19 protein-coding genes and 1 pseudogene are annotated in these 23,131 nt (G+C 70.9%); 5 read left to right on the top strand and 15 right to left on the bottom strand.

The window, feature by feature from the left end:
• Window positions 1-63: 63 nt before the first annotated feature.
• From ACWGJB_RS29340 to dacB, 10 genes and pseudogenes are all read right to left on the bottom strand, one after another.
• Window positions 64-402, bottom strand: coding sequence for a DUF4326 domain-containing protein (locus ACWGJB_RS29340; protein WP_453383078.1), 339 nt, complete (start codon window positions 400-402; stop codon window positions 64-66).
• Window positions 403-580: 178 nt separating this feature from the next.
• Complete coding sequence (locus ACWGJB_RS29335) at window positions 581-2,869, bottom strand: tectonin domain-containing protein (protein WP_453383077.1); 2,289 nt, start codon at window positions 2,867-2,869, stop codon at window positions 581-583.
• A gap of 743 nt (window positions 2,870-3,612) precedes the next feature.
• Window positions 3,613-3,732: pseudogene (locus ACWGJB_RS29330) on the bottom strand (SGNH/GDSL hydrolase family protein); the annotation flags it as partial.
• Between the two features lie 189 nt (window positions 3,733-3,921).
• Window positions 3,922-4,713, bottom strand: coding sequence for an alpha/beta hydrolase family protein (locus tag ACWGJB_RS29325; protein ID WP_453383076.1), 792 nt, complete (start codon window positions 4,711-4,713; stop codon window positions 3,922-3,924).
• A 7-nt stretch (window positions 4,714-4,720) separates the two neighbouring features.
• Window positions 4,721-6,265: an FMN-binding glutamate synthase family protein gene (locus ACWGJB_RS29320; RefSeq protein ID WP_453383075.1), complete on the bottom strand. Its 1,545-nt coding sequence runs from the start codon at window positions 6,263-6,265 to the stop codon at window positions 4,721-4,723.
• 239 nt (window positions 6,266-6,504) lie between these two features.
• The gene (locus ACWGJB_RS29315) at window positions 6,505-7,362 is read right to left on the bottom strand and encodes an SGNH/GDSL hydrolase family protein (protein ID WP_453383074.1); all 858 of its coding nucleotides are present in this window, start codon (window positions 7,360-7,362) and stop codon (window positions 6,505-6,507) included.
• A 60-nt stretch (window positions 7,363-7,422) separates the two neighbouring features.
• The gene (locus tag ACWGJB_RS29310; protein ID WP_453383073.1) at window positions 7,423-8,436 is read right to left on the bottom strand and encodes a hemolysin family protein; all 1,014 of its coding nucleotides are present in this window, start codon (window positions 8,434-8,436) and stop codon (window positions 7,423-7,425) included.
• A complete protein-coding gene (locus tag ACWGJB_RS29305; protein WP_453383072.1) occupies window positions 8,433-9,773 on the bottom strand; it encodes a hemolysin family protein in 1,341 nt (446 codons plus the stop codon). Before ACWGJB_RS29305 ends, ACWGJB_RS29310 begins: the two co-directional genes overlap by 4 nt.
• Before the next feature lie 249 nt (window positions 9,774-10,022).
• Window positions 10,023-10,442: a GNAT family N-acetyltransferase gene (locus ACWGJB_RS29300; protein WP_453383071.1), complete on the bottom strand. Its 420-nt coding sequence runs from the start codon at window positions 10,440-10,442 to the stop codon at window positions 10,023-10,025.
• A 189-nt stretch (window positions 10,443-10,631) separates the two neighbouring features.
• Window positions 10,632-11,966, bottom strand: a complete 1,335-nt coding sequence (gene dacB / locus ACWGJB_RS29295; protein ID WP_453383070.1) for a D-alanyl-D-alanine carboxypeptidase/D-alanyl-D-alanine endopeptidase — start codon at window positions 11,964-11,966, stop codon at window positions 10,632-10,634.
• 242 nt (window positions 11,967-12,208) lie between these two features.
• Between dacB and ACWGJB_RS29290 the strand changes: the two genes are divergently transcribed.
• Both ACWGJB_RS29290 and ACWGJB_RS29285 read left to right on the top strand, forming a co-directional pair.
• On the top strand, window positions 12,209-12,760 hold the full coding sequence (locus ACWGJB_RS29290) for a GNAT family N-acetyltransferase (protein WP_453383069.1): 552 nt from the start codon (window positions 12,209-12,211) through the stop codon (window positions 12,758-12,760).
• A 399-nt stretch (window positions 12,761-13,159) separates the two neighbouring features.
• On the top strand, window positions 13,160-14,053 hold the full coding sequence (locus ACWGJB_RS29285) for a helix-turn-helix transcriptional regulator (protein ID WP_453383068.1): 894 nt from the start codon (window positions 13,160-13,162) through the stop codon (window positions 14,051-14,053).
• A gap of 163 nt (window positions 14,054-14,216) precedes the next feature.
• Here ACWGJB_RS29285 and ACWGJB_RS29280 read toward each other — a convergent pair whose 3' ends face one another.
• Genes ACWGJB_RS29280 through ACWGJB_RS29270 form a run of 3 tightly spaced genes read right to left on the bottom strand, consistent with a single transcriptional unit; the run spans window position 14,217 to window position 18,529 of the window.
• A complete protein-coding gene (locus ACWGJB_RS29280; RefSeq protein WP_453383067.1) occupies window positions 14,217-15,071 on the bottom strand; it encodes a TIGR03621 family F420-dependent LLM class oxidoreductase in 855 nt (284 codons plus the stop codon).
• Between the two features lie 43 nt (window positions 15,072-15,114).
• Entirely contained in the window at window positions 15,115-17,682 is a 2,568-nt protein-coding gene (locus ACWGJB_RS29275) for an ABC transporter permease (RefSeq protein WP_453383066.1), read from the bottom strand.
• 4 nt (window positions 17,683-17,686) lie between these two features.
• Complete coding sequence (locus ACWGJB_RS29270; protein WP_453383065.1) at window positions 17,687-18,529, bottom strand: ABC transporter ATP-binding protein; 843 nt, start codon at window positions 18,527-18,529, stop codon at window positions 17,687-17,689.
• A 129-nt stretch (window positions 18,530-18,658) separates the two neighbouring features.
• On the opposite strand from ACWGJB_RS29270, the gene ACWGJB_RS29265 reads away from it, so the two are divergent.
• Together ACWGJB_RS29265 and ACWGJB_RS29260 are read left to right on the top strand one after the other, a co-directional pair.
• Window positions 18,659-18,910: a toxin-antitoxin system HicB family antitoxin gene (locus tag ACWGJB_RS29265; RefSeq protein ID WP_351698264.1), complete on the top strand. Its 252-nt coding sequence runs from the start codon at window positions 18,659-18,661 to the stop codon at window positions 18,908-18,910.
• Between the two features lie 4 nt (window positions 18,911-18,914).
• Window positions 18,915-19,289: a fic family toxin-antitoxin system, toxin component gene (locus tag ACWGJB_RS29260; RefSeq protein WP_450763491.1), complete on the top strand. Its 375-nt coding sequence runs from the start codon at window positions 18,915-18,917 to the stop codon at window positions 19,287-19,289.
• Between the two features lie 12 nt (window positions 19,290-19,301).
• On the opposite strand, the gene ACWGJB_RS29255 is transcribed toward ACWGJB_RS29260, so the two are convergent.
• Window positions 19,302-19,985, bottom strand: a complete 684-nt coding sequence (locus ACWGJB_RS29255; RefSeq protein WP_453383064.1) for a class I SAM-dependent methyltransferase — start codon at window positions 19,983-19,985, stop codon at window positions 19,302-19,304.
• 75 nt (window positions 19,986-20,060) lie between these two features.
• Window positions 20,061-20,747 carry an esterase/lipase family protein gene (locus ACWGJB_RS29250; RefSeq protein WP_453383063.1) on the bottom strand — a complete coding sequence of 229 codons (687 nt, stop codon included), beginning with the start codon at window positions 20,745-20,747 and terminating at the stop codon, window positions 20,061-20,063.
• A 116-nt stretch (window positions 20,748-20,863) separates the two neighbouring features.
• Here ACWGJB_RS29250 and ACWGJB_RS29245 point away from each other — a divergent pair, with 116 nt between their 5' ends.
• Window positions 20,864-23,044: a LuxR C-terminal-related transcriptional regulator gene (locus ACWGJB_RS29245; RefSeq protein ID WP_453383062.1), complete on the top strand. Its 2,181-nt coding sequence runs from the start codon at window positions 20,864-20,866 to the stop codon at window positions 23,042-23,044.
• Window positions 23,045-23,131: the final 87 nt, after the last annotated feature.

The following is a 23,131-nucleotide window of genomic DNA, read 5'->3' as shown; positions in this document are numbered from 1 at the left end:
CGTGCGAAGCTACGAGAGACGTGCGATGGGGGGGGCGAATCGGCCCGGTCAGGCGCACGAGCGTCAGGAGGCCTCGGCCAGCTCCGCCAGGACGTCCGCGTGGCACGGCTCGGGCACGCACCAGCACGCCAGTGTCTTCCCCCGCAGCTCGGCCACCAGCTCCAGCAGCTCGGGGTGTTCCAGCAGATACGCCCGGTACATCGCCATCACCTCGGCCCGGGTGCCGTCTCGCTTCTTCCTCGGGGTGTTGTAGGCGAAGGGGTTGCGGAGCGGGTGGCGGGGCAGGTCCCAGCCGCCCATGGTCCAGCGGCGACCGACGTAGACGACGTCCTCGGGAGCGTGTTCCAGCCGGGGGCCGAACTCGTGGATCCGGCCCCTCACATTGATCACCCGCGTGGACACGGCATCCAGGCTATGCCCCCGCTACGCCTCGTACGGCAGCAGCTCCGGCCGCTTCGGCGCGCGGCCGTCGCCGGACTGCAGCGCGACCAAGCGGCGCTTCGAGGCGCACTCGCACATCGCTGTCGTAGTGCTTGAGGTGGACGTCGTGCGCCTCGGTTGGCCGCGCTGTCGGTACGGATCAGGTGGTACGTGCGGTGGCGCCGTTGATCAGGCCCCACCCGTAGTCACCGCCGATGAAACCGCCCCCGATCTCGTTGATCTCGGTCTTTCCGTCGTCGGTGACGCCGATGAGGAGCACGTCGGTGCCGCACCGCTGCGCGGCGACGTTGCGGATGCCGCTGCCGTAGGTGAGGGCGTGCCACCCGCCGGTGTTGTAGCCGCCCCACGACACCTCGGTGTTCTGGTACGCCGCGTCACCGAAGACACCGAAGAACGCGAACTCCTGGTAATAGGTGGGGGCTACGGAGATGTCCGTGAGCACCCCCTGATTCGTGAACATCTGGGCCCAGGCCGACCAGCCGGACCCGGGGCTGGTGGCGTTGACGGTGGTCTGCCGGCGGTGGAACGGGGTGCCGTTGAAGTTGAAGCCGTCGACCTCGATCGTCCCGTCCGCGTGGGTTCCTGCGACGATCTTGTTCAGGAGGCCGTCCATCTGCTGCCAGCCGTTCCAGTTGTCGACCGAGGGCTGCAGTTGGGAGCGGGTGAAGATCGAGCCGGCAGAGTTGGTGCCGAAGATCTGGAGGGTTCCGTTCTGGTTGCGCGCCACGGAGATCGAATTGAGGATGCCGTCGATGTTCCTCCATGCCGACCACCCGCTCGATCCGGGACTCGTCTGCGCGCGCGAGTAGATCAGCCCGTTCCGGTCAAGGGCGAACAGTTCGATCCGCCCGTCGGCGTTGGTCGCCGCCGCCACGGACGTCAGTGGTGCGGGGGTGTCGTAGTCGGCGGTCCAGTCCGGGGCCGGCTGCCCCGGGACGATGTGGGTGGTGTGCAGCCCGCCTTGCGCGTCGACGGCGAACGCCTGGACCCCCTTCGCGGAGTCCGTCTCGTCCTGGGAGGCCATGGCGACCGAGGAGCCGGGGACGGGGGCGACCGTGGGAAGGCCGTTGCTGGGACGCACCGTGTCGTCGGTCTGACGGTGGGTGTAGTAGACCTTGCCGGTGTTCACCGAGGTCGCGTCGCACAGGCCGTCGCCGTTGACATCGCGGAACCGGAGGTCGGCGATGCGCTCGTTCGACTGGTTGAGGTAGACCCAGTGCTGGTCGCCGGCGCTGGTGGCGTACCACCAGGTCAGGCCCGTGGTCATGAAGGGGTCGGCGATGCCGTCGCCGTCGAAGTCGCACGTGCGCTGGTTGTCCCGGTTCGCCCCCAGGATGTTCCCGCCGTTGTCGTGCAGACCGGTCTCGGTCTGGTCCAGCGCACCGTTGGTGAACGTGGTCGACCACCGGACCGTGTGGGCGAAGACGTTGTTCTCGACGTTGAAGCCGTCCGTGGGCGTGCCGCGCAGCTTGATCTCGGTCGAGTTGGTGGAGGGGAAGGAGTTGTAGGCGATGTCGGCGTACTCGCCGGCCGGCCCGCACTGGTAGTTGGAGCAGTCCCCGCGGCCGTGCATGTCGATGAGGTGCTCGTAGTGGTCCCAGCCCAGCAGTGAGAAGCCGAGCCCGGGTGACTCCATGAGGTTGCGGTACACCAGGTACCCGGTGCCCGGCCGGCCGTCACCGGTGACCGAGTGGCGGTTGGCCTGGAACTCGTTCTTCTCGATCAGCGCGTAGGCGCCGTTGTTCAGGGCCACCCCGTAGCCGGCGCCGTGGTGGCTGCCGAACGCGTCCTCGATGCCGTCCATGGTGGGGTGCTGGTTGTCATGGATGTAGTTGTCGTGCACCCACACCGTGTCGGCGTTGGCTCGGTTGATCCGGTTGCCCGGATCCTGCACGTTGATCGCCGCGCCGCGCCAGCGGGCGAACTCGTCGTGGTCGATCTCCACGTTCTGGCTGGACCAGACGTCGATCCCGTCCGCGTCGGTGGTGCCCACCGACGCGGCGGGGTCCATCGGCTCCCCGCCGTCGAACCTGATCCCGCTGATCCGCACGTTGTCCGCGGTCCCGCCGTTGCTGTCCCCGATCGTCAGCAGCGTGCGCGGGAACGTCGTCGTGAAGATCCGCGGCCCCTTCGCGACGACCGTGCGATCGCCGATGACCCGAACCCCGGGAGCTACCGGTATGGCTGACAGGCCGCTCAGGTCCAGATTCACGGTCCCCGCGATCATCACCGTCGCGTTGGGGGTGCTGACGGCCTGGACGAACTGGTTCTGCTGGTCGTCGGAGGTGATGCTGAAGTTCTGCGAGTCCGCCGCGCGGTCGGCGGCCCCTGCGGGCACGGTGGCCGACGCGGTGCCGCCGGACACGGCCAGCGAGGTCACCAGTGCCCCGATCGCTGCGAACAGCCGGCACTTTCTCGAAATGTTCATCCCTGTCCCGGTTCTCGTCCCATGTGCTGATTCGGTGGAGCCGACCGGTTCGAGGCCGCGCACCCTCTCAAGGGCGCGGCCTGTGCAGCCCGGCGTGACCACCTGAGGGTTGGGCGTTCCGTGCCGTTCCACGCCGTTCCACGCGGCCGGCAGGCCCTCGCGATCCGCGGCGGATGCCGTACGTGCCGAATATCGCGTCCACGCCGGTGACAGACCTGATTCGACGTCATCGGACGGCGCCTGACGGGGCAGCCTCCCGCGTGGAAGAGGCTCTTGGAGCATGCGCGGGCCGGTCGCGAGGATGGTCGACTGTGCTGGTGCGACTGCCGTACCTCGCCTTGTCCACCGCCTTCAGCCCTGTACGGCTGTTGCCGATGAGTGAGGCTTTTGCGTGGCGCCGACGTGGGAGGTCACGGTGCCAACGGAGCACGGTGTCGGGAGAGATGATCAGGGGGAGCTGGCGGAGCTGCAACCGCGGGAGACGGTGAAGCAGCTGCGTCAGGCAGCGCTCGATCGGGCCAGGTCGAGTGTGGCTTGTCCACCTGCCTGTGCAGTGGGCGAGTCGGTGGCGCAGGGTCAGGATCTCCAGATCCTTTGCCCCGCCCCGAACGCCCAGGCCGTCCCCGCGCCGTCGGCTCCGTCCGGGCCCTCGTCCTGCGCCTCGTACCGGAGAATCCCGGGTGGGGGCTGATGGTGCGTGCACGGCGAACTCGCCGCGCAGGGCAGCCGGGCGGGGCTCCGGCTCAGGGTTCCACCCGTCGCCAGTCCGTCACCGGGCCGGGGTTTGTGTGGTCCGCAGGGGAGACCCAGAAGGCTTTGCCCAGCTCAGCGCTGAAATGGGCGCCTGCCCTGCCGTCCCCGGACGGTGTGGCACCCATGGCCGTCAGGCCTCTCGTAGACCTCTGCCTGCGCAAGAGCAAGAACGTGAAAAATGGCTCCACCGTCGAGGTGCGACTTCTGAGGCGCCACTGCGCCCCTGGGCCTGTCACATGAGAGGCGAGAGCGCAGTACTGGGGTGCCTGAAGCATGTCTACTCAGGCGAAAACGACCGCTCAAACACCCAAAACGTCCTTTCCTGCGGGTCGTGAGGCGTGGATGTACTGGTCGGCCCAGGCGCTGATGATGCGGGCGGCTCGCTGCGCGTGCCCTCGTGCGGTCAGGAGATGGTCTGCTCCTTCGAGCGAGACGAAGCTTCGCGAGTGCCGCGCCTTGCGGAAGATCTCCCCGGCGTTGGCGATATCGACGGTGTCGTCGGTGGGCGAGTGCATCACGAGCAGCGGCTGGTCCAACTCACGCACCCGCTCGTCCAGACGGGCACGGCGGACGTCCTCGACGAAGGCACGCTTGAGGACCAGGGTCCGCCCGCCGACGAACCACTCGTGCTGCCCGTTACTGAGCACGCGGTCCACGACCGCGTCGTACTGGTGCTCCACGTGGCTGGGGTCGGCGGGCGCCCCGATCGTGGCGACCGCGCGGACGCCGGTTGCCTCGGCCGCCGCGGCGATGGCGGCGGCGCCTCCCCACGAGTGCCCCACCAGCAGATCCGCCGGAGTCCCCCGCTCTGCCATCAGGTTTGCCGCGCGGACGGTGTCCTGGACCTTGACGGTGAAGGAACCGTCACCCCAGTCGCCGTCGGAGTCGCCGATCCCGAGGTTGTCGTAGCGCAGAATGCCGATCCCCTCGCGTGCCAACTGCTTGCTGACCCGCGAGGCGGCCGGCGAGTTCCTGCCGAGCGTGAATCCGTGGACAAAGATCCCCCAGCCCCGGACCTCGCCCTCCGGCAGGTCGATCGACCCGGCCAGCTCGGGGCCGACGACGCTCTTGAATCTCACTTCTTCGGACACGTTGCGATCACTCCGGCCGGATGTTCGTGGAGGTCGGCGTGGAGACGAGCAGCTCGGTGATCTCCTTGGCAAGGTGCGGGCCGAGCTCGCCCCAGCCGTCCTTGTAGCCGTAGACGTCGGCCAGGGTGCGGGCCTCGTAGTCGCCGTTCATGATCTCGATGTCGTCGGCGGTGATGAGTCCCGGGTGGGCGACGCCGACAGCCGACGAGACCTTCATCAGCTCTCTGCGCAGGGTGCGCAGGTAGACGGCGGTCCGGGTGGCCTTCGAGGTCGGGTCCAGGCCGCGGGCCAGCCACTGGTTCTGGGTGGCGATGCCGGTGGGGCACTTGTCGGTGTGGCACTTCTGCGACTGGATGCAGCCGATCGACAGCATCGCCTCACGGGCCACGTTGATCATGTCGGCGCCCAGGGCGAAGGCGACCGCGGCGTTCTCGGGCAGGCCGAGCTTGCCGGAGCCGATGAAGGTCAGCTCGTCGGTGAGCCCGAGCTCGGCGAAAGTGCCGTAGACCCGGGAGAAGCCCATCCGGAACGGCAACGACACCGAGTCGGCGAAGATCCGCGGCGCCGCTCCGGTGCCGCCCTCGCTGCCGTCGACGGTCACGAAGTCGACGCCACGGTCACCACGCGCCATCAGCGCGGCCAGCTCCTGCCAGAAGTCCAGCTCGCCCACCGCGCTCTTGACCCCGACCGGCAGACCGGTCTCGGTGGCGAGCAGCTCGACGAAGTCGAGCATCGAGTCGACGTCGCTGAACGCGGTGTGCCGCGACGGGGAGGCGCAGTCCTTGCCGACGGGGATGCCGCGGATTTCGGCGATCTCCGGGGTCACCTTGGCGCCCGGCAGCATCCCGCCCAGCCCCGGCTTGGCACCCTGGGAGAGCTTGATCTCGATCGCCTTGACGGGGGCGCTCGCGACCACGTCCTTGAGCTTGCCGAGGTTGAAGCTGCCGTCCTCGTTGCGGCAGCCGAAGTACGAGGTGCCGATCTGCAGCACCAAGTCGCCGCCGTTGCGGTGGTACGGCGACAGGCCGCCCTCGCCGCTGTTGTGCATCGTGCCCGCCAGCGCCGCTCCCTTGTTGAGCGCCGTGATGGCCGCGCCGGAGAGCGAGCCGAAGCTCATCGCCGAGATGTTCACGACGCTCGCCGGCCGGAAGGCCTTGGCGCGCCCGCGCGGACCGCCCAGCACCTTGGCCGAGGGCAGCGGGGCCTGCGGGTCGTGCGCGTCGGGCAGAGCGCCGGCGAAGGTGCGCTGCTTCAGGTAGGCGTGCCCCTGGACGTGCTCGACGTCGACCTCGGTGCCGAACCCGAAGTAGTTGTTCTCCTCCTTCGCCGACGCGTAGATCCAGGTGCGCTGGTCACGGCTGAAGGGGCGCTCCTCCTCGTTGGACGTCACGATGTACTGCCGCAGCTCCGGCCCGATCGTCTCCAGCAGGTACCGAGCGTGCCCGATCACCGGGAAGTTCCGCAGCAGCGCGTGCCGCTTCTGGACAAGGTCGCGGGCTGCCACCAGCGCCACTGCTGTTGCGGCGACCGCGCCGATCCTCCTGGCCAGCATGAACGTTCCTCCTCGAGGCACGGCTCTATCGCCACACGATGGAGGCCGCTTGTGTCACATCGGGCGCCAGACGGCGCACACAGTCAAGGGCGCGCCAGCGCCATCGAAGAAAGCGAGACGACTCTAAAAGGTCAGACGAATATGCACAGCGACGACGATCACACCACCCAAACGACCGGGCCCAGGCCTCGCCCGCGCCCCGCGTGTAATCGGTGCATCGCAGCCGGCGGGGCTCCGGGCTAGGGCCCCACCCGTCGCCAGTCCGTCACAGGGCCGGGGTTTGTGTGGTCCGCGGGGGTGACCCAGAAGGCTTTGCCCAGCTCAGCGCTGAAGTGGGCGCCTGTCCGGCCGTCCCCCGAGGAGCGTCCGGTCAGACGACGGCCTATCCACGGCAGCAGGTACTGCCTGGTGAAGCGGGCGTCCGCGACCCGGCGCGCGGCCCAGCCGGGCGGCGGTGTGGCCGGCATCGGCGTGTGCCACTCGCTGTCCTCGGCCTCGTACCCGAGGGTCTGCCAGACCGCCTCGGCGACCCTGCGGTGCCCCTCGGCCGTCAGGTGCAGCCGGTCCACGTCCCACATCCGGGGGTCGGAGAGCGAAGGGGCGCCGTACAGGTCGACCACGGCGGCGCCGTGCTGTCCGGCGAGCTTCTCGACGCAGTCGAACAGCTCCTCCATGCGCGGCCGGAACCGCTCCAGGACCGGGCCCTGGCGGCCGGGGCTGCGCATCAGCACCAGCTGCTCGCAGGCCGGCGCCAGCCGCTCCACAGCCTCGGTCAGCAGGTCCCGGACCCGGACCATGTCGCACTTGGGGCGCAGGGTGTCGTTGAGGCCGCCGACCAGGGTGATCACGTCGGGCCGCATCGCGACCGCCACGTCCACCTGCTCCTCGACGATCTGCCCGATCAGCTTGCCGCGCACCGCGAGGTTGGCGTAGCGGAAGCCGGGGGTGCGGGCGGCCATCCGGGCGGCGAGGACATCGGCCCAGCCCCGGTACGAGCCGTCGGGTTGCAGGTCCGACATGCCCTCGGTGAAGGAGTCGCCGACCGCGACCAGGCTGGAGTGGGCGGGAAGCGCGGGGTGCACAGGGTTCTTCTGCATGGCGACAGAGATGGTATCCCGAGGCGCATACCCGTCGGTCGGTCCCTCCTCGGAGGTGGGCTACGCGTGCTGCCCGAACAGCTCCCGCAGCACGTCCTCCATCGTCACCAGCCCCGCCAGCCGCCCGTCGTCACCGAGCACGCCCGCCAGATGGGTGCGGCTGCCGCGCATCGCGGTGAGCACGTCGTCCAGCGGGGTGCTCTCCCGCACCCGCGCGATGGGCCGCATGTCCCGCAGCCGGAACGCCTCGTCCCGTGGCGAGGCGTCCAGCGCGTCCTTGACGTGCAGGTAGCCGACGATCCGCCGCCCCTCGTCGACCACCGGGAACCGGGAGAAACCCGACTCCGCCGACAGCCGTTCCAGCTCTTCCGGGGTGACGCCCACGCGCGCGTAGACGACCCGTTCCAGCGGGACCACCACGTCCCGCACCGGCCGCCGGCCCAGCTCCAGGGCGTCGTGCAGGCGTTCCTGCGCCCGGTCGTCGATCAGACCCGCCTCGCTGGCGTCCTTGACGATCTCGGCCAGCTCGGTGTCCGTGAAGGTCGCCGCGACCTCGTCCTTGGTCTCCACCCGCAACAGCTTGAGCAGGCCGTTCGCGAAGGCGTTCACTGTGAAGATCACCGGACGCAGCGCCCGGGACAGCGCCACCAGGGGCGGCCCGAGCAGCAGCGCGCTGCGCACGGGCTCGGCGAGCGCCACGTTCTTCGGCACCATCTCGCCGAGCAGCATGTGCAGGTAGGTCGCCAGAGCCAGCGCGATCACGAAGGACACGGCATGGCCGGCGCTCTCGGGCACGCCGACCGCGTGGAACACCGGCTCCAGCAGATGCGCGATGGCCGGCTCGGCGACCACACCCAGCACCAGCGTGCACAGGGTGATGCCGAGCTGGGCGGCGGCCAGGAGCGCCGATACGTGCTCCAACCCCCACAGCACGCTCTTGGCCCGCCGGTCGCCCGCCTCGGCGTGCGGCTCGATCTGGGAGCGGCGCACGGAGATCAGCGCGAACTCGGCGCCCACGAAGAAGGCGTTGACGACCAGCGTCGCGAAACCGATCAGCAGCTGTACGACGGTCACCGGCGCCCCTCCCGCTTCTGCTCCTGCTCGTCGGCGAGCGGCGCGTGCAGCAGCACCCGGGCCGCCCGCCGTCCCGACGCGTCCACCACGTCGAGCCGCCACCCGGCGACCTCGACGCTGTCCCCGGTCTCGGGTATCCGCCCCAGCTCGGCCGCGACCAGCCCGGCCAGCGTCTCGTACGGCCCCTCGGGCGCCCTCAGGCCGACGCGCGCGAGCTGGTCCATACGGGCCGCGCCGTCCGCCGAGTAGAGCGTGCGGCCCTGCTCGTCGGCGCCCGCGGGGGCGAGATCGGGCGTCTCGTGCGGATCGTGCTCGTCGCGGACCTCGCCGACGACCTCCTCGACGATGTCCTCCAGGGTGGCGACCCCGGCCGTACCGCCGTACTCGTCGATGACGACGGCCATGGTGCGCCGGCCGCCGAGCCGGTCCAGGAGGCGGTCGACGGTGAGGGACTCGGGGACCAGCAGCGGCTCGCGCATCACCTGGGCCACCCGGACGCGCGCCCGCTCCGCCACGGGCAGGGCCACGATGTCCTTGATGTGGGCGGTGCCGACGACCGAGTCCAGGCTTTCGCGGTAGACCGGGAAGCGGGACAGCCCGGTCGCCCGGGTCGCGTTCGCCACGTCCTCGCAGGTCGCCCGGACCTCCAGGGCGACAACCTGGACGCGCGGGGTCATCACGTTCTCCGCGGTGAGATCGGCGAGGTTCAGCGTGCGCACGAACAGTTCCGCGGTGTCCGCCTCCAGCGCGCCCTCCTTGGCGGAGTGCCGGGCCAGCGCGGCCAGCTCCTGGGGCCCGCGGGCGGAGGCCAGCTCCTCGGCGGGCTCCACGCCGAACCGTCGTACCAGCCGGTTCGCGGTGTTGTTCAGGTGCGTGATGAACGGCCGGAAGGCCGCGCTGAACCAACGCTGGGCGTTGCCCACCCGCTTGGCCACGGCCAGCGGCGAGGAGATCGCCCAGTTCTTGGGCACCAGCTCGCCGACGACCATCAGGAACACCGTGGACAGCGCGGTGCCGATCACCAGGGCGAGCGAGCTCGCCGCCGACCGCGCGATGCCCATCGCCTCCAGCGGACCGGCCAGCAGCTTGGCGATCGACGGCTCGGCGAGCATGCCGACCACCAGATTGGTGACCGTGATGCCGAGCTGCGCCCCCGAGAGCTGGAAGGTCAGGTGCCGTACGGCCTTGAGGGCGCCCGCCGCCCCGCGCTCGCCGCGCTCCACGGCGCGCTCCAAGTCGCCGCGACCCACCGTGGTCAGTGAGAACTCGGCCGCGACGAAGGCACCGCAGGCGAGCGAGAGCAGGATCGCCACCAGCAGGAGGAGCACTTCGGTCATGGGGTCACCTCCGTCCCATGATCGGACAGGGCGGACGGGACCGCGCGGTATTGCCGGGACCGAGGACCGGGAGGCTCGCCCATGGGCGGACGCTCACACACCTTTCATCGAGGAACGGGACGATCCCCCAATGGTAAAGGATCGGCAAAGTAGCGTACGCGGCGCCCCCCGCAACCGCTCCCTGGCAGCCGCCGGCGGCGTCGGCCGCCGAGGCCTGTTTGCTCGCCGACGTCGCCTCGCTGACGTCGGCTACAGCGGTTTGACCCAGCGTCGCCAGTGGTCCTCGCGGTGGTAGCCGGCGGCGGCCCATGTGTGGTGGGCCTGCTCGTTGGCTTCCAGGACCATCGCGTCGACGCGTCGTCCACCCAGGGCGGCGAAGCGTCGTTCCGCGGCCTGCAGCAGGGCGGTGGCGATGCCTTGCCGGCGGTGGTCGGGGTGTACGGCGAGCCGGTAGGCGGAGCATCGCCATCCGTCGAAGCCGGCTATGAGGGTTCCGGTGAGGAGGTCGTCCCGCGTCGCGAGGAGCAGCGCTTCGGGGTCTCGTGCGATGAGTCGGGCCACGCCGTCGTGGTCGTCGCTGATGCTCGTTCCTTCCGCGGCGTCGCGCCAGAACCGCAGCACGGTGTCGATGTCCGAGAAGGTGGCGCAGCGGATACGAAGATCGCTCATGAGCTGAGCCAAGCAGGGCGCTCGCCTGTCTGGCGAACGAGTTTTCCGTACCGGGGAATCGAGCGGAGGCAGGTTGGAACCGCGTGACCCGTCGGGGTGACCGCCCGGTGTGGACAGGCACCCCGTCCCCCGGCCGTCGCCTCCGCGTACCACCACACCGCACAGCCGGTCGGGGCGTGCTGTGCCGTCCTACGCCCAGCAGCCGTTGACCGTGGCGGCGAGGCCGTCGAGGGCGTCCTTGGTGGCGGCCGGGTCGGCGCTGGAGTTGTTCTCGATGAAGGAGAAGATCTTCCAGCGTCCGTCTCCGGCCTTCGTCAGACCGCTCAGCGCGATCGCGCCGGTCAGCGTGCCCGTCTTGGCGCTGACCTTTCCGACGGCGCACTGGGAGTCCGCGGTGTCGAACCTGCCCCACTCCGGGCCCAGCGTCGAGCCCGCCTCACCCGCGACCGGCAGACCGTCCACGATGTACTTCAGGGTCTGGCTGTGGGCGGCGGCGTCGGCCAGGTCGAGGATGTCGGCGATGGTCTGCGCCGGGATGCGGTTGGCGCGGGACAGACCGCTGCCGTCGTGGATCTCGAAGTTGTCCAGGGACACGCCGTATTGGCCGAGGACCTGGCGTACGACCGCCGTGCCGTCCTCGAAGGTGGCCGGGCGGCCGGCGGCGAGCGCGGTCGTCCGTAGCAGCGTCTCGGCGATGTCGTTGTCGCTCACCTTGAGCATGTGTTCCACGATGGCCGACAGTGCGCCGGACCGGTGCTGTGCCACGGGGACGGTTCCGGTGCCGGCGACGCCGTGGGCGACGGTTCCGGTGACGGTGACACCTCGCTTGGCGAGGAGCTTCGCGAAGGTCTGACCGGCGTCCAGGGACGTGTCCGTGACGTGGTGGCCGTCGACCACCAACGCCCGTACCGGGGCGACGGAGTCGGGGTAGTAGCCGTCGTTCCAGCCGGTGGCGAGTGTGGGCTCGGGGAAGAGGCTGTCGTCGACCTGCACCTTCACCGAGGTCAGACCCGCGTTCTTCAGGCCCGCAACGACGGTCTCGGCCATCGCGTCGAGGTCGGCGGAGGTGAGGGTGCGGTCCCCGCCGCCGACCAGAGTGAGGGTGCCGTCGCCGTAGACGACCTTCGTGGTGAAGCGGTGGTCGGGGCCGAGGACCGTCAGCGCGGCGGTCGACGTGGCCAGTTTGGTGTTGGACGCGGGCATCAACGCGGTGGTCGCGTCATGACCCCATACGGCCTTCCTGGACTCGGCGTCGATGACCACACCGCTCAGCGTGCTGCCCAGACGGGTGTCCTGGACACGGGTGTTGAGGTTGTCCGCGATCTTCTGCTCGGCGGGGTCGAGCGTGGCGGCGGCGGTCTTGGAGACGGTCTTCTCGGCGGCGAAGGCGGACGTGCCGAACAGGATCGTCCCGGCGACCGGGGCGGTCACCGCGATGACGGCGGCACGCCGGAGCGTCGGACTGGCCGTTCTGCTCTTGCGGTGGCGTCCGCCCGTGCGGTCGGCTGAGGAGGGGTTCAGCATGGGGGCCTCGGTGCAGGTGGGGGAGTGGGGGAGTGGGGGAGGTGCGGGAGATCCAGGGATCTTGAAAGGGAAAGTAACAGCTGCAACTGGGGTTACCCGTGGGTACGTTGTGAAGAGGGAGGGCCTGGCTGGTTCGCGACGGTGCCGGACTTGTGGGGTGGCTCCTTCGGCGTCCCACCAGTTGCTGTCCCGTGGCCGGCGAGTCTTGATCGCTTCGGAGTCCGCTGGCTAGGTTGGCCGGCATGACCGATTCCCGAGCCCTCGCCTGGCCGCCTGCCCCGATCAAGACCGAGCGCCTCGTACTCCGCGAGTCCGAGACACGGGACCGTCCGGTGGTCATCGAGCTGAACGCCTCGCCAGAGGTGAGCACTTACCTCGGTGGCCCTCGACCGCGAGCCGAGCTCGAACGCACGGTGCCCGAGGTGCCCGGGCAGCACCCTGGCTGGTTCGTGATCGAGCTCGACGGAGCGATGATCGGCACGATCCAGCTCAAACCGCATGCCCCCGAGCTGCCGGGCAGCAGTCACCGCCGGGAGGCCGGGGCGACCGAACTCGGCTACTTGTTCCTGCCGGAGGCGTGGGGACACGGGTATGCCACCGAGGCGTGCGCGGCGGCACTCGACTGGTTCGCCGGCGCGCTGCCCGGCGAGCCGGTGGTGCTCTACACCCAGACAGCCAACGTCCGTTCGATGCGTCTCGCGGCCAAGCTGGGGTTCACCGAGGCGGAGCGGTTCGAGGCGTACGGCGCCGAGCAGTGGTTCGGCGTGTGGTCATCGGCCGCGCCGCTCGCTTGAGCTCGTGCTCGGCAACTCGGATCCACGGGGCCGTCGAGCGGTGGTCGGCTTCGGTGTGGACAACCCCCGATGCCGGATCCGGCGCCGGTCACGACGGCGCGCTCTTGCCGACCAGGTCGGCTCCGTCGATCACCTCGCCGGCAGTCGAATGGCGATCGAAGCGACTGTGAGACAGATCGGACATGGAAGTCTCCTCCAGCGGGTCCGCGTCGTAGGGGGCGCGGGCCAGGGACGAGCGGTGTGATGGCGACCGCGCGGCCTTCGGTGGGGTGCCGACCGGACCGCTCCACGGGAACTTGATCGTCGCTGTGCGGCTGCGAAGAGAGAGCGGCCAGGCCCCCTGGAGACCGGGACTGGCAGGGCCACCCGGACGGCGTGCATGCGACCTAACCTGGCGGTATGGCAAATTCCGGCGATTCGGGCGCTCTGGCCGCCTACCTGCGCGCCCGCAGAGAGCTCGTTACTCCCCAGGACGCGGGCATTCCCGATGCGGGAAACCGTCGGGTGGCTGGGCTGCGCCGGGAAGAGGTCGCCTTCCTCGCCGGCGTCAGCTCCGACTACTACGTCCGCCTGGAGCAGGGACGTGATCGACGCCCCTCCCAGCAGGTGCTGCTCAGCATCGCCCGCGCCCTCCAGCTGGACGAGGAGTCCACCGCCTACATGCTTCAGCTGGCCGCCACACCTCAGCGCCCCCGCCGCGCCCGCGCATCCCGCCCCGAGAAGGTCAGCGACACCATCCGCACGCTCATCGACACCTGGCCGCTCACCCCCGCCTACGTGCACGGCCGGTACATGGACGTACTCGCCGCCAACCGCCTGGCGACCGCGCTGTCGCCCGCCAACACGCCGGGCCACAACGGCATCCTCGACGCCTTCCTCGATCCGGAGCTGCGCGAACTGCACCAGGACTGGGAAGCCATGACCGCCAGGGTCGTCCCCTATCTGCGCTCGGTGGCCGGTGCCGACATCCAGGAACCACGCTTGACGGAGATCATCGGCGAGCTGTCCCTGCGCAGCGAGCGATTCCGTCGGCTCTGGGCCCGCCAGGACGTCAGGCACAAGTCGACCGGCACCAGCCTGATGCGCCATCCCCAGGTCGGCCCTCTCGAACTGCACTACGAGAAACTCCTGGTCCCGAGTGCTCCAGGCCAGACCATCGTCACCTACCATGCCCGCCCTGGCAGCGACACCGAGGACCGGCTTCGCCTACTTGCGGCCCTGGACGCCGACGAAGGCCGTCACGACACCCCACAGCCCTCCGCCGGCGAGACGAGGAGCTTCCCGGCAGAGTGACTTCGCCGAACGGCTGCAGGGCCCGGTTGCGACGGGCATCGAAGGCGGAGCCCATGCCGTACTCCGAGAGCGCGTTGCCGCTCAGGACCGGCGGAGCGGCAGGTGGTCCGGATCGGCGCCGGCGTGCTCGCGCTGGGCCCGGGGGCGCGGTCCCCGTATTCCGCTATGCGGACAGCTCCGCCAGCACCGGCGCGAAGACCTCCATGTACGGCTCCAGGACGGTCAGATACGAGAACCCGTACCGCTCGCGCAGCCCCCGCACCCGGCCGACGACCTCCTCCAGGGTGCCGACCAGGACCGTGGGCAGGGCGAGGGCCTGGGCCAGGATCAGCTCGGGCCGTCGCTCCAGGAGCGGGCCGAGTGCGGACTGTGGGTCGTCGGTGATCGCGACGATCTGGATGAGCAGGTTCCGTTCAGCGGGTTCCCCGCGGCCCGTCGCCAATTCCGCGTAGCGGGCGACCCGTTCGTCGAGCTCCTCCGCCGGGACCGGATCCAGGCGGCCCTCCGTGCTGCCCGGCGCCAGACGGGCCCCGGCGAAGGCCGCGATGTCGGCGTGCTCGGCGGTCAGCCGCAGCATCCGGTCGCCGTTGCCGCCGATCAGCAACGGCACCCGGCAGTCGTCCGACTTCAGCAACTCCTCGACCGTGCGCCGTAGATGGTCCACCCGCTCGCGCGGCGAGCCGAACGGCAGCCCGGCCCGCTCGTGCTCCGCCTGGACATAGCCGGTGCCGAGACCGAGTTCGAGACGGCCGCCGGTCAGCGTGGCGGTCGTCGCCACCTCGCGGGCCAGCAACACCGGGTTCCAGAAACCCGCGTTGAGGACGAAGGTGCCCAGGCGCGGCCGTTCGGTCGCCCCGGCCGCCGCGACCAGCGCAGGGAAGGGTGCCGGCATCCCCAGGTGATCGGGGACGAGGAGCACGTCGTACCCGAGCTCCTCGGCTCGCCGGCACTTCGCGCGCCACTCGTCGGCCGATGCGGGCGTGAGCAGGTTGACCCCGAAGCGGAACGGGCGCGACATGAACTCTCCTCAACCGTGGGGGGACTTGCGCGTCACGATGCCATCACTCGTGCGCGATGGCCGCCAGCACGTTCATGCGCGACGCACGCAACGCCGGCAGCAGCGCGGCCACGATGCCCACGACCGCCGAACCGATCACCACCGCGACGATCGTGCCCCAGGGGATCGCCAGCGCCTTCATGCCCTGGAGGGCCAGCACCTGCTGGGTGGACACGCCCCACACGAGGCCGAGCGCGAGCCCCAGCACCGCGCCGAACACCGCGATCACCACCGACTCCAGCCGGATCATCCGGCGCAGCTGCCGCCGGCCCAGCCCGATCGCGCGCAGCAGCCCGATCTCGCGGGTGCGCTCCACGACCGACAGGGCAAGGGTGTTGACGACGCCGAGCACGGCGATCACGATCGCCAGGCCCAACAGCGCGTACACCAGGTAGAGCAGCACGGCGATCTGGTCGTGGACCAGCTTCTTGTAGTCGGCCTGGTCGCGGACCTGCACCTGCGGATAGGGGGCCAGGGTCCGCTCCAGGTTCGCGCGGAGCCGGTCCACGCTCGTGCCCGAGGCGTGGTTGACGTACAACGACGAGTCCTGGCCGCCGGGCACGTACTTCGCCACGGTGGCGATGCCGAAGAACAGCCCGCCCTGGGTGCCGAAGCCACTGCCGCTGTCCTGGTCGGTGAGGGCGCCCACCTTCATCTCGGCGCTCTTCCCGCCCTGGAACTCGACCGGGAGCACGCTGCCGAGGCGCACCTTGTGGTCCGCGGCGAAGGTGGCGTCCATGCCGATGCCGCCGTCGGCCAGCGCGGCCGCGGTGTTCCCGCCCTTGTAGGCGACATGGGCGACCTCGTCGACCTGCGGGTCGTACCCGGCGGCGGTCGTGGTGACCCGCTTGCCGTCCGGCAGTCGTACCGCCACCGGCGCGAACCGCTGCCGTACGACGAGACCGACTCCATCGGTGCCGCGCACCTTGTCGGTGACCTCCTGGGTGAACGGCAGGAAGTTGCCGTTCTGGATGACGAAGTCGGCGCCCAGCGTCTTGTCGATCTGCTGGTCGAAGGACTTGGACATCGAGGCGCTCGCCACCGACATCCCGCCGACCAGGGCGAGCCCCACCATGAGCGCGGCGGCGGTGGCGCCGGTGCGGCGCGGGTTGCGCAGGGCGTTGCGCTGGCTCATCCGGCCGACCGAGCCGAAGAGCGCGGGGAAGGCCCCGCCGAGGACGCGGATCACCGGGCGCACCAGCAGCGGGCCCGCGATGACGGTCGCGAGCAGGGTCAGCACCACTCCGAGGCCCAGCAGCGAGGCGGCCGAGGCGGTCTTCGTGGCCGTCGCACAGCCCGCGAGGGCCGCCGCCCCGAGCGCCCCGACGACGGCGCCGACGATCGCCCGCGTCCTCAGCGGCTTGCCCACCCCGGCGATCTCGGCGTCAGCGAGCGCCGCCATCGGCGACACCGTGGCGGCGCGCCGGGCGGGCAGGTAGGCGGCGACGAAGGTGACGCCGACGCCCACGACGTAGGCGGCGACGGGGGTGCCCCAGCCGATGACCATCTCGGTGGTCTTGAGGTTCATCCCGAACGCGGTCATCAGCTTGATCAGCCCGAGCGCCAGCCCGACGCCGGCGCCCAGTCCCAGCGTCGAACCGACCAGCCCGAGCAGCACCGCCTCGGTGAGCACCGACCGCCTTACCTGACGCCGGTCGGCGCCCAGCGCGCGCAACAGGCCCAGCTCACGGGTGCGTTGGGCGATCAGCATGGAGAAGGTGTTGACGATCAGGAAGACACCCACGAGCGTGGCGATGCCGGCGAACCCGAGCATCACGTACTTGATGACGTCGAGGAATCCGCCCAGGTCCGCGGCGGAGGACTTCGCCTGCTCGTCGGCGGTCTTCAGGTCGTACGTCCCGGTGCCGATCGCCGCGCCGACCCGGCGCTTCAGCACGGCGTCCGGGACGCCCTGCGCCGCGTCCACCGAGATGCTGGTCGCCCGGCCGGCCGAGCCCAGCAGTTCCTTCGCGGCCACCGAAGGGTCGAGGAAGACCAGTGCCGCGCCGGGGTTGGTGGTGGTGAAGGTGGCGATGCCGACGATCTCCACCTCGAAGGTGCCGGGCTGGGCCTGCACGGTCAGGGTGTCGCCGATGCGCACGTGCTTCTTGTCGGCGGTGTCGGCGTCGAGCAGCGCCTGGCCGGCGCCCTGCGGGGCGTGCCCCGAGGTGAGCTTCACGGGGCTGCGGTGGGTGAGGTACCAGTCGGTGGCGATGGTCGGGGCGCCGGTGGTCGGGCCGACCGACTTGTTGTGGCTGTCGACCACCACGATGTTCTGCACGGACACGTCCGCGTGGCTGTCCGCGACCCCGTCGACCTTGGCGACCCGTTCCTTCAGCGCGGCCGGCACGGTCTGTACGGCGCCGGTCGGCACCGACGACTTGAGGTCCTCCTTCGGTTCCACCGTCACGTCGGCGGAGGTGGAGGCGAACAGCCGGTCGAAGGTACGGGTGACGGTGTCGGAGAAGATCAGGCTGCCCGCGACGAATGCCACGGACAGGACGATGGCCAGCGCGGACAGCAGCAGCCGTCCCTTGTGGGCCAGGAAGCTCCGCAGGGTTGCCTTGAGCACCGGGTCAGTCCTCCTCGGGCCGCGCGGACCCGCGTCCCACGCCGGATCCGGGGGGCTCGGGCCGCGGGGCGGAGCCGCTCGTGTCACGGCCCCCGGGGAAAAGGCGCATGCGTTCCAGCACGGCGTCCGCCGTCGGCCCTTCCATCCGGTCCACCACCCGGCCGTCCGCGAGGAACAGGACCAGGTCGGAGTGGGCGGCGGCGCCCGGGTCGTGGGTCACCATGACGACCGTCTGACCGAGCTGGTCGACCGCGTCCCGCAGAAAGCCCAGCACCTCCAGACCGGCCCGCGAGTCCAGGTTGCCGGTCGGCTCGTCGGCGAAGATCAGCTCCGGCCGGGACGCCAGCGCCCGCGCGCAGGCCACCCGCTGCTGCTGCCCGCCGGACAGCTGCGCCGGCCGGTGCCTGAGCCGGTCCCGCAGCCCCAGCGTGTCGATGACCTGGTCCAGCCACACCCCGTCGGGCTTCTTGCCCGCGATGTCCATGGGCAGGGTGATGTTCTCGACCGCGTTGAGCGTCGGGATCAGGTTGAACGACTGGAACATGAACCCGATCCGGTCCCGGCGCAGCCGCGTCAGCTCGCGCTCCCGCAGCCCCGTTATCTCGGTGCCGCCGAGCCAGACCTGGCCGGCCGACACGGTGTCCAGTCCCGCCAGACAGTGCATCAGCGTGGACTTGCCGGAGCCCGACGGGCCCATGACCGCGGTGAAGCGGCCGCGTGCGATGTCCACGTCCACCGAGTCGAGTGCGAGCACGGCCGTCTCACCCGCGCCGTACGCCTTGGTCAGCCCCCGTGCCCGGGCTGCTGTCCCCTCGGCGGCGGGCGCCTCCGCAGCAGGTGTGGCCAAGACTGCCTCCTAGCTCGCGCGGCCTCTTTGTCCGGGTCGAGCGTAGTGTGACGCGTCCCACAGGCGGTATCACTTTTCGGTTCCGATGCGCGCTTGCCGCTGCTAGCACTGTCGCGCTAGCGTCTAGGTATGGCGAAGACCCAGCTGAACGTGCGCGTCGACGAGGGCACCGCCAAGGCGGCCCGTGAGCGCGCCCTCGCGCGCGGCATGAGCGTCAACCGCTACATAGAGGAACTGGTCATGCAGGACACAGGTGAAGCGGGCCGTACGTTCGTCGAGGCCGCCGCCGACTTCATGAAGCAGTACGAGTCCGTCTTCGCGGAGGAATTCGGCGAAGCGCAGGGTCCCGATACGTCTGACAAGACCGAAGGCCGTCACTGATCCCTTGAACGACCTGACCATCGATCTCGCCTGGCTCCTCATGCTCGCCGAACAGAAGACCCCGGGTGACCCCCAGGTCACCGACTGGGGCGCGCTGATCGCCGCCGTCGCCAGGCACCAGGCCGAGATATTCGACGTCCCCGTCTACGACACCCCGCAGGCCCGCGCCGCCGCCCTGCTCCAACTCCTCATCCACGTCCCGGCACTTGAGCGCTCGAACGCCCTCTTCGCGTCCTCGGTCGCCTACGCCTACCTGGTCGCCAGCGGCCTCAAGGTCGCCACCTCGCCCGAACAGGTCCGCGATCTGGCCCGGTTGGTGAAGACCGGAGAGGCGAGCGTGTCCGACATCGCGGAGGAACTGCGCCGCTGGAGCCTGTGAACCGGGTGCCGCTCAGGATTCCTGGGGCTTGCGCGCGATGCCCAGCACACAGTACGAGGTCGGCAGCCTCGGGCCGTTCTCCGGCAGGAACACCCGCCGGTACGGACCGAGTTCGAACCCGGCCGCACGCAACTCGGCGATCGGATCCCGGGACAGCCGGCAGCCGCCGTTCAGCAGCGGCCACACCGTCCGGTCCAGCGCCCGCTGGGTGAACCGCATCGCCGGGCCGCCGCCCCGCCCGTGCTCGAAGAACCGCAGCTCACCGCCCGGCCGCAGCACCCGCCGTGCCTCCGCGAGCGCCCGCGGCACATCCCGCACACTGCACAGCACCAGGGAGAGCACCGCCGCGTCGTACGCCTCGCTCTTCACCGGCAGCGCCTCCGCCGCGCCTGGCACCACGTCCACCGGGACCTCGGCGCGGACCGCGGCCTCGGCCGCCAACTGCCGCAGGGTACGCTCCGGTTCGAGCGCGACGACCTCCGCCACCGCCCCGGGGTACCGCGCGAAATTGAGACCGTTGCCCGCGCCGATCTCGATCACGCGCCCCGACAGTCCGGAGAGCAGTCGCTCCCGGACGGCGGCCATCCCGAGCCTGGACTCGGCGGTCACACTGATGCGGGCGTAGTAGCGGGCGAACAGCGGGTGGTGGACGGGATCGCGTACCGGGTTCCCGGCACCGGTGGACATCAGCCGCATGACGATACCTCCCGACGGGAGCAGGTCTACGGTGATTGTCCCCCGCGAAGGCCCGTCGCACCCCCCGCCGCCGGATCAGGCGATGAAGTCCCGCACCTGCTGGTAGACGCCGTAGTCGTCGTTCATGTCGGTGTGCGAGATGCAGCCGACGCCGACGTCGGTCGCCCCGCTCAGCAGCGCCGAGGAGTCCGGGTCGATCGCCGCGTCGCAGTTCGACCAGTACGCCGCGTACGAGACGCTGCCGGGCGTCTCGTCACCGGAGTTCAGGGCGGTCAGGAAGGAGCTGCCGGTCGTCATCTCCTTGCAGGACGTGTACAGCCACCCGCACAGCGAGGCGACGCTCGTCCCGTGGTTCACCCCGGCGACCGACACGAAGTCGTCCACGTACGAGGTCCCGCCGAGGTTCTTGAGGTAGTAGCGGCTGTTCAGCGCGCCCATGGAGTGGACCACCAGGTCCACCTTCGAGGCGCCGGTCTGCGAGAGCACGGTCTGGATGTAGGTCGACAGCTGCGACGCGGTGGTGACGTTCGACTTCGTCCAGTCGTACGACCAGGCCCACAGCTCCGACGAGGTGTACCCGTCGGCCTTGAAGTCCGCGATCCAGCTGTCCCAGCTGCTGGAGTCGCTGCTGAGGCCGTGCACGAAGACGACCGGGTCGTGGCTCGCCGCCTGCGCGGGAGTGGTGGCCAGGGGGAGCGACAGAAGGAGCGAACCGGCTATCGCCGTCAGAGCGGTTGCGATGCGACGCTTGGCGCGTTGCATGATGCCTCCTGAAACGGGTGGGGTTGTTCAGGAGTGTCGGGACGGGTCTACGCGCGCCGCATCGGTGAAGTCGCCAGTCTTTACGAGTCAACTAACTCGCCAGTAACGTCTTTCGTGTGGTGATACCGGTGAATCCCCCACCTCTTGACCGCACTTCGCCACCGCAGACGTCCGACGCGGGGCCATGCCCGGCTTCGGCGCTCCCCGAGGGCGTACGCGCCCGGGTGCGACGCGTCGTATACGAAGATCAGCGCGCCGTGGCCGAACTCGTGCCGCGCCTCACCGCACGGCAGACGGCGGGACTCGACCCGCTGCCGGCCGAACCGGCCGAACTCGCCCCGCGGCTGCTCCATGCCCTGCGCCGGGAGATCCGTGCCCTGCCCGACGACACCCGTCGGCTGCTGCTCCTGGCCGCGGCCGACCAGTATCCGGTCGCCACCCACGCCTTCCTGCGCGCGGTCACGGCCGGCCGGCTCGACACCCGTCCGCTGGACGCCGCCGAGACCGCCGGGGTCGCCCACGCCGGTGCCGGCGGGGTGTTCTTCCGGGACGCCTGGACCCGGATCGCCGCCTATGGCACCGCCTCACCGGCCGACCGGCGCGAAGCCCACCAACTGCTCGCCCGGGTGCTGGGCGGCAAGGACGAGACGACCCGCCGCTCCTGGCACCGCGGCGCCGCCGCGCTCGGCCCCAGCGCCCGGCTGGCGGCCGAACTCCGGGTCGCCGCCGACCGCGCCCGCGCGGAGGGCAGACCCGCGCTCGCCCGCGCCCTCGCCGAACGCGCCGCCGACCTCTGCCCGGACCCGGTCGCGGAGGCCCGGCTGCTCGCCCTGGCCGCCGCCGACGCCTGGCGCTCCGGAGAGCCCGACCGGGCGAGGCGGCTCGCCGCCCGTACGGACGACTCCGCCCTCGACGGCGTCCTCGCCCTCAGAGCCGGCAACGCCTCGGAGGCCTTCGACGCGCTGGTCACCGCCGCCGTCCGGCAGGAACGTTCCGTCGACTCCGCCGAACTCCTCGCCCTCGCCACCGAGGCCGCCGTCTACACCGGCGACCTCGGACGCTGCCGCGAGGCCCATGACATCGCCCAGTGGCTGGGCGTCTTCCCGCCCGGCATCCTCGCCGGACTCGCCGCCGCCGTCGAGGGCCGCTACGACGACGCCCGGATCCTCCTCAAGGGCACCGCCGGCCGCTGCGGGCCCGGCGGCGACCCCGGTCTGCTGATCCACTCCGGCATGGCGGCGCTGATGCTCGGCGACCACACCCGTGCCGCCACCGCCACCCTCCGGGCCGCCGCCTCGGCCCGCGCCCTCGGCACCCCGGCGACGGCCGTTCAGGCCATGGAGTTCCGCGCCTATGCCGACTTCTGGACCGGCCGCACCCGGGCCGCCGAGGCCGCCGTCCAGGAGGCCCTGGACCAGGCCCACGCCACCGGGCAGGACAACGGGGCCTGCCACCTCCAGGCCGCGCTCGCCATGTTCGCGGCGGTCCGGGGCGACGAGGAGGCCTGTCGGGAGCGCACCGCCGCCGTCCGCGCGCACGCCCTGGCGCACGGGCTCGGCCTGCCCGCCGCCCTTGCCCAGTGGGCGCTCGCCTTTCTCGACCTGGCGGGCGGCCGCTTCCCCGCTGCCGCCGCCCGGCTGCGCGCCCTCGCCGGGTTCGGCCCGGGACACGGCCACCGGGCCATCCGGCACCTGGCCACCCCGCACTATGTCGAGGCCGCCGTCCGCACCGGAGAGACCCGGGTCGCCCGCGCCGCGCACGCCGACTACCACCGCTGGGCCACCGCCGTCCGCAGCACCGACGACCTCGCGCTCAGCGCCCGCTGCCGGGCCCTGCTCGCCCCCGGCGCCGAGGCCGTCCAGCACTACCGTGCCGCCCTCGACCTGCACGCCCGGGGCACCCGGGACCTCGAACGCGCCCGTACCGAGCTGCTGTTCGCCGGGGCCCTGCGCCGACTGCGGCAGCGCCCCGAGGCACGCGACCGGCTGCACAGCGCGCTGGCCGCCTTCGAGTCCTTCGGCGCCCCGCACTGCGCCGCCCAGGCCCGTGCCGAACTCCGCGCACTGGGCACGGCGTTGACACCTGCCACCACCGGTGCGCCCGACCCGGCCGCCGTCCTCACCGCCCAGCAGCTCATGGTCGCCCGGATGGCCGCCGAGGGCGCCACCAACCGCGAGATAGCCGACCGCCTCAACCTGAGCCCACGCACCATCGACCACCATCTGCGGGGGGTCTTCAGCCGGTTGGGGATCCGATCCCGGATCGAACTGGTACGGCTGCTCGGCGAGTCGCCCTAGGTCCGTCGGTCGGGTGCGGCGCCATCGTGGCTGGTCGCGCAGTTCCCCGCGCCCCTAAAGGGGCGTTCCACACGCGCCCCGAAGGGG

The organism is Streptomyces sp. NPDC054813, from assembly GCF_053611365.1.
The sequence above is the reverse complement of the archived record's forward strand: the minus strand, read 5'-3'. Positions and strand labels throughout refer to the sequence as shown.